The sequence below is a fragment of the Streptomyces cucumeris genome (assembly GCF_024295805.1).
In the GTDB taxonomy this organism is placed as follows: domain Bacteria; phylum Actinomycetota; class Actinomycetes; order Streptomycetales; family Streptomycetaceae; genus Streptomyces; species Streptomyces cucumeris.
This window is the reverse complement of record NZ_JANCLX010000073.1, coordinates 1-6,624: the sequence shown is the minus strand read 5'-3', so window position 1 is coordinate 6,624 and position 6,624 is coordinate 1. Positions and strand designations below refer to the sequence as shown.

General features: G+C 66.6%; 4 protein-coding genes. All 4 read left to right on the top strand.

All coding sequences use genetic code 11. The annotated features are described in order from the left end of the window. Positions 1 to 192: 192 nt before the first annotated feature. The 4 genes from NMK44_RS41630 to NMK44_RS41615 are packed head-to-tail and all read left to right on the top strand — an operon-like array spanning position 193 to position 6,519. Positions 193 to 912, top strand: a complete 720-nt coding sequence (locus NMK44_RS41630; RefSeq protein WP_254753362.1) for a TnsA-like heteromeric transposase endonuclease subunit — start codon at positions 193 to 195, stop codon at positions 910 to 912. Then, complete coding sequence (locus NMK44_RS41625) at positions 909 to 3,038, top strand: TnsB C-terminal domain-containing protein (protein ID WP_254753361.1); 2,130 nt, start codon at positions 909 to 911, stop codon at positions 3,036 to 3,038. Before NMK44_RS41630 ends, NMK44_RS41625 begins: the two co-directional genes overlap by 4 nt. Before the next feature lie 35 nt (positions 3,039 to 3,073). After that, positions 3,074 to 4,153, top strand: a complete 1,080-nt coding sequence (locus NMK44_RS41620; RefSeq protein ID WP_254753360.1) for an AAA family ATPase — start codon at positions 3,074 to 3,076, stop codon at positions 4,151 to 4,153. Continuing rightward, positions 4,150 to 6,519, top strand: coding sequence for a TniQ family protein (locus tag NMK44_RS41615; protein WP_254753359.1), 2,370 nt, complete (start codon positions 4,150 to 4,152; stop codon positions 6,517 to 6,519). The genes NMK44_RS41620 and NMK44_RS41615 overlap by 4 nt, the downstream gene beginning before the upstream one ends. Positions 6,520 to 6,624 lie beyond the last annotated feature (105 nt).

Genomic DNA, 6,624 nt, shown 5'->3' with positions numbered 1-6,624 from the left:
TGTAGGGTCTCAAATTTCGCGGCACAATCTCATCTCCGATGGCACATCGGCGACACTTATGCCGTCTTCGTGAGACTCGCTGGTCGGAGCGTTCACCCTTTTGGGTGACGGGGATTCCGCCCGCTCCGCCCACCGATATTCCGCTGACACCCTCGGTTACACGGGCCATCGCCCGTGGGCCGGGGGTGCGTGATGGGCAGTGTCACTGCGACGGTGAGTATCCGTCAGCAGCGTGGCGCTCTCGTGGAGGATCGGGACTGGATTACGGTGCCTGTCGACCTTCTGCAGTCGGCTTGTTCGTGGCGGACGTTCCGGTGGTACAAGGGCCAGAAGCACTACTCGGGTACCTACTGGTCGGCGACGATGCGCGACCACGTGATCTACGAGTCGCGCCTGGAACTATCGCGCTTGCTCTTTGCCGACTTCGATCCGTCCGTACGCGGCATCGTGGCCCAGCCCTTCCTGCTGAAGACGGTGCTGGAGGGGAAGGTGCGCCGGCACATCCCGGACTATCTCCTGCTCACCGGGCAGGTGCCGGTGGTTGTCGACGTCAAACCGTTGCATCGGCTGTCCCAGCCGGAGGTGGCGTTCACCTTCGACTGGACCAGGCGGGCGGTGGAATCGCGCGGATGGAAGTACGAGGTCTGGAGCGAGCCTCCGGCCGTGGAACTGGAGAACATCCGGTTCCTGGCGGGTTACCGCAGGGACTGGCTGTTCAGCGCTGGGGTTCTGGAAGAGCTCCGGGATGCAGATCTCGATGGGCTTCTTCTGGGGCAAGTCACGGGGTGTCTGCCGAGTCGTCCGGAGTCTCAAGTCCGCGCCGCCGTCCATCATCTGCTCTGGACACAGGCTCTCGTCACCGAACTTGACCGGCCGCTTGGCCCTTCGCACATTCTGAGGAGGGCAGCGTGAGCAGGGCGGCGGCTCGAGTCGGAGTCGGTACGCGCTTCCGCTACGACGGGGAGACCGTCGAGGTGGTGGAGATGGCGGCGACCACGGCGGGTAACGAAGTGGTGTTGAAGGACGGTCACGGGCGACTTCTGCGGCTGTCGCTCAAGGAACTGCTGTTCTCCGACCGCGCTGCGATCAGTCCTGACGGTCCGGGGCCGTCGGCGGACGACGAGGGCGAGATCGCCTCCGTAGCCCTCGGGCAGCTTGCCGAGCCGGAGAAGCAGAAGGTCCTGGAACGAGCTGAGCACGTTCGCGAGGTGCTGACGGGGTATCGGTCCGGCAGCCCCGAACTCGCACGAGACGGGGAACCTCGTTCCGAGTACTCGCCGGAGAGGCCGTTGGAGGCCAGATACGCGGCGAAGATCTCCGAACTCGGCGTGGGCCTGCGGACCCTAAAACGGTGGATCGCCGAGTTCCGGGGCCACGGGGAAGCTGGACTCGCTCCCCGGAAGGGGCCGACGCGGAAGTCGAAGATCGCGGTCGATGACCGGTGGGTGGAGACCGCGGTCGAGGTGATGGTCGAGCACACCGACCAGTCGCGGCCGTCGCGGACGATGGTGATCGAACGGACCCGAGCTCGGGTGATCGCGCGGTTCGGCGAGGGGGCAGTGCCGCAGCCGAGCCGGGCGACGGCGTTTCGGCTGCTGGAGGAGCTGGAGCGACGCCATCCGCTGTTCCGCCTGAGTACGAAGCGCAACCGGGATATCGCCGATCGGCCGGAGGGCCCGTACGGCAAGCTGCGGCCGACGCGGCCGGGTGAGTATCTGCTTATGGACTCCACACGCCTGGACGTCTTCGCCTTCGACCCGCTGACGCTCAAGTGGGTCCAGGCCGAATTGAGTGTCGGGATGGACTGGTACACCCGCTGCATCACAGGGATCCGGCTCACACCGGTCTCGACGAAGGCAGTGGATGTCAGCGCGGTTCTCTTCCAGTCGTTTCGGCCGAGGCCGGCGGGGCGGGACTGGCCGCGGCACGCGGTCTGGCCCGAGCACGGCATTCCCCGCACCGTCCTGGTCGACATCGAGGGCGCCACCGGGCCGGGCCTGGCCTCGCCGCCCCTGGTTCCCGAGACGCTGGTGGTCGACCACGGCAAGGTCTACGTCTCGGAGCACCTGACCAGCGTCTGCCGCCGGATGGGCATCTCCATCCAGCCGGCTCGACTGCGAACGGGCCGCGACAAGGGACCGGTTGAGCGCTATTTCCGGACCTTGCGGGAGGGGCTGCTGCAGGTGCTGCCCGGCTACAAGGGCCCCGACATCCACTCGCGGGGCGAAAGCCCGGAGGACGACGCGTTCTTCTTCCTCGACGAGCTTGAGGCGATCATCCGGGAGTGGACCGCGACGGTCTATCACTGCAGGCCGCACTCAAGTCTGGTCGATCCGGGCCTGCCGGGGCTGCGGATGTCCCCGGCGAAGATGTTCGAGCACGGCATGGCCCGGGCGGGCTACATCGAGGTACCCCGCGACCGAGATCTGGCCTTTGAGTTCCTGCAGACGACGTGGCGCACGATCCAGCACTACGGCGTCGAGATCGGCCGCCGCCGATACAGCGGGCCGGGACTACCTGAGGTGGGCGTCCGCAGCCCCTACGACAGCCCGGTCAAGAACGGCTGGCCGTTCCAAGCGAATCCGGACGACATCACCGAGATCTACTTCCGTAACCCCACGACCCGCGAGTGGCACACCCTGAGCTGGGAACACGCACCGTCGGCCGAGATGCCGCTGAGTGAGGACGCGTTGACGTTCGCCCGGCAGCTGGCCGCTTCGAAGTATCGCTTCCCCGACGACCGGCTCGCCGTCGCTGATCTGCTGGAGCGGTGGAACCTCGGGCTGGGCACCACGATCGCCGAGCGGCGCATGGCCCTGCGGCTCTCGCGCGAGCAGGCCGCTATCGAGCTGCCGAAGACCGAGACCGAGACGGTCGTCTCGCTTCCGTCCGTACGCAAGGCCCTCGGCCAGGACGACGACATCCCGGAGCCGGAGGAGCCCGATGCGGTGGTGGAGACGGGGGACGACGACGAGGCCGATCTGGAGGACCTCGCCGAAGAGAGCGACTTCTATGCCGATGCCCTGGAGGACGTGTGAGCGACAGCGGCCTCCCAGGGCCGGACAATCTTGCCTTGTCGCGGAAGGAGGACTTCAAGGCGTTCGCCGAGGGCCCCCGCCGCAGCCGGCCCGACCTGCTGACCCGCAAGCAGCTGGAGTCCCTGACCCCGCAGGCGCGGGCGGACCACAACCGGCAGCGGCGGAAGTGGCACGCGAACATCGGCCCGGTCAAGACACCACAACTGGCGGAGCTGCACGAGGACTTGTGGGACATCGTTGACAGCAACGAGCAGGACGGAGACAAGGCCAAGGGAGCGGTGGCCGTCGACGCCTTTCCCGGGCTGGGCAAGACGACCTCGGTGCTGGCCTTCGCCCGCGACTTCCACCAGCGCGAGATCGAGGAGTCGGGCCCATTCACGAGGCAGGGACATGAGCGGATCCCCGTCTGCCGGGTCGGGCTGACCGGGAACACCGGAATGAAGGATCTCAACCGGGCCATGCTGGAGTTCTTCGGACACCCCGGAACGGGGCGGGGCACCACGGCCCAGTTCGGACGACGGGTGCTGGACTGCGTGTTGTCCTGCGAGGTCCGCCTGGTGGTCCTGGATGATCTGCACTTTTTGAGATGGGGGCAGAAGAGCGGCATCGAGGTGAGCAATCACTTGAAGTGGATCGCCAACGAGTTCCCGGTGACGCTGCTGATGGTGGGGGTCGAACTCGCAGAGAAGGGCCTGTTCGGCGAGGGGATGAACGGGTGTGACACCGCTCTGGCCCAGACCGGCCGTCGCACCACCCGCCTCGGGCTTCGTCCGTTCACCATCGATACAGAGGCCGGACGCCGGGAATGGCGGCAGATGCTGTTGGCCCTCGAACAGCGCGTCGTGCTCACCGAAAAGCACCCCGGGATGCTCGCGGACGACCTGTCGGACTACCTCTTCGCCCGCAGCACCGGACACATCGGCTCGCTGATGACGCTCATCAACCGCGGCTGCCAGCGGGCGGTCCGCACCGGCGCCGAACGTCTCGACCAGGAGCTGATGGACCGGGTGAAGAACGACGAGGCATCCGAGACCGCCCGCCTCGAACTTCAGGCCGCACTAGAGAAGAAGCGGCTGACCAGCCGTCCCCGGTCCCGGAGCCGGCGAGCCGCATGAGACCGTCGGCCCGCACCCTGCCGATTCGGCTGCCTCCACTGCCCGGCGAAGCCCTGGATTCTTGGTTGGAGGCGTTGGCCCGACGGCTGGACACCTCACTCGGTGACGTGCTGCGACATCTGGGGTTCCCGGTCAGGGAGCGGTCCGGGAACCACCTTCGGGACATTCCCCCGGACTGGACGGTCCTGCTCAACGGGCAGCAGACCGCGGCCGTCGCGCACGCAAGTGGGCTGGAGGAGCAGACCGTCACGGCCCTTACGCTTGCCCACTACGACTCCAGGGCCGCACGCATCGACTTCCAGCGTCGGTACGTGAACCGGCACGTTCTCTGGGGCCGCAGTCGAGGCTCCCGGTTCTGTCCAGACTGCCTGAGGGATACCGACGGCCGATGGCAGCTGTTCTGGCGACTGGGTTGGGCGTTTGCCTGTCCCCGTCACGGCCGCCTGCTGGCGGACTGTTGTCCGCAGTGCGGACGTATCCCCCGTCAGCGGCCCCGCTCGGGCAGGGTCGTCCCTGACCCGGGAATCTGCGGCAATCCGTCCGCCCAACAGGATGGTCGAGGTCCTGGGGGCTGTGGGTTCGATTTCTCACGGACTCGTACGCTCTGGCTGCCTGCAGCACATCCCGCGCTCGCGGCGCAGGAGAGGCTGAAGGATGTCATCGAGTCCGGAACCGCAGCCTTCGGCACCTATGCGATCAGCCCCCAGCAGTCCCAGACGGCACTGGCAGATGTCCGGGCTATCGGTGGGCGGGTCCTGGCCGACCTTCCGGAGCACGTTGCCAGAAGCCTGGTTCCGGCGGACATCGCCGAGGAGCATTTCAGCCCCGACCCGGACTCCCGGCTCGCCCTTCGGGCGACTGAGCGGCTTGGTTTCATGGCGCCGCCACGAGCGTCGAGTACTGCCGTCGGGGCGATCATCGCCCTGCACGTTCTTGATCAGCCCGATATCCGCCAGGCAGGGGCCGCGATGCGCGGCTTGCTGGAGGCGATGCGCGACGAGCTCTGGCAGATCACCTCCACCAGCATCGACAGCTGGGGACGTGGCCTGAGCCCCGTGCTGAAAGGGGTCCAACTGGCGGCGCTGGCACCGTCCTTGCGCCCTAGCGAGCACATCCGATACTGCATACCCACCGACCTGCCCAGACGCCCGGGCAAGACCAGTCAGGACATCGCGCAACGGGCCCGGAAGATCCCGAGCACGTTCTGGAAGTCGTGGACAACACGGCTCGTCCCATCCGATGGCGTTTATCCCCGCACGCTCGCTCCGGTCCTGGCCGCCGTGCTCCTGACCGTCGACAGCCGGACCACCCTCGAGGAAGCCGCCGCCTACCTCGGAGGAGTTACCGACAGAATCGACATCTCCCGCATCCTGCAGATGCTCGACGACCAGCCGCATTGGCCGGACACCGTCAGAGCGCTCGTCCGGCTGGCCGACCACCTCGATGCTGTTCACGTTCCCGTCGACTACCAGCGACGCCGTGGTCTGGACTACACGAATCTGCTGCCGATCGAACGCTGGCAGGAGATCTGCCGCCGCACAGACACTAGCCCTGGAACCGGCCGGCGTGAACGCATCGCCCGCAATCACCTGTTCCAGCGCATCAGCGGGCTTCCCCTCGAAGCGGCCCCTGACCACCAAAGACTTAACGAAGCAGAGTTCCGGGCCCAAGCCGCCCGCTTCGCCGCCCTTCGAACTCCCAAGCTGGCCGAAGCGCTGGCCTACGAAGCCAGGAGCTTTCTCGCCGAGCAGGGCATCCAAAACGAGCCCGTGACCTGGCAGCCTCCCGCCGCTTTGCTGAGCGGACTCGAACTTCCCGGTCCCGACCCGGCGCACATCGACATCTCCCGTCTGCACCGACTCGTTCGCCAGCACAAGAACCCGGTTCAGTACGCAGCCGATGTCCTTGGCACGAGTATCGAGGCGGTCCGGCACATTCTGGACGAACGCCCAGCACCCGAACCTCCGCCGAAGAGCACAGTGAGACCCATGCCCCGCATCCGCATGCGGGCACGCAAGGAAGTGCCGCCCGACACCTTCTCTCGTCTCTACTTCGACGAGCACCACTCTCTTGACAAGATCGCCGAACTCACCGGCTTCTCCCGGAAGGTGCTGACCGCGCTCGCGCAGGAGTACGGCATGTCTCTACGCAGCGGCCCCCGGGACTACAAGCGCCGCGGGGTAGTCGAGAAGGACTGGCTGATGGAGCAGTACGTCGCCCACCGCCGGACACTGGCTGACCTCGCCCGCGAGAAGGGCATGAGTACCACGAACATGACCCGATGGGCTCACACCCACAACATCCCCCTCCGTCCTAGAGGCGGAGGGGGACACAACACCACGCAACCTGGCCAAGACGCGCGTTGAGGAATGGCCCGACGCTGAGACAGCGCACCCCGGCCAAGGCGTGAGACAACCCGCTAAATCGCAGGTCAAGCGACCGCGATATGCCACGAGCCGCGAGATCCTACA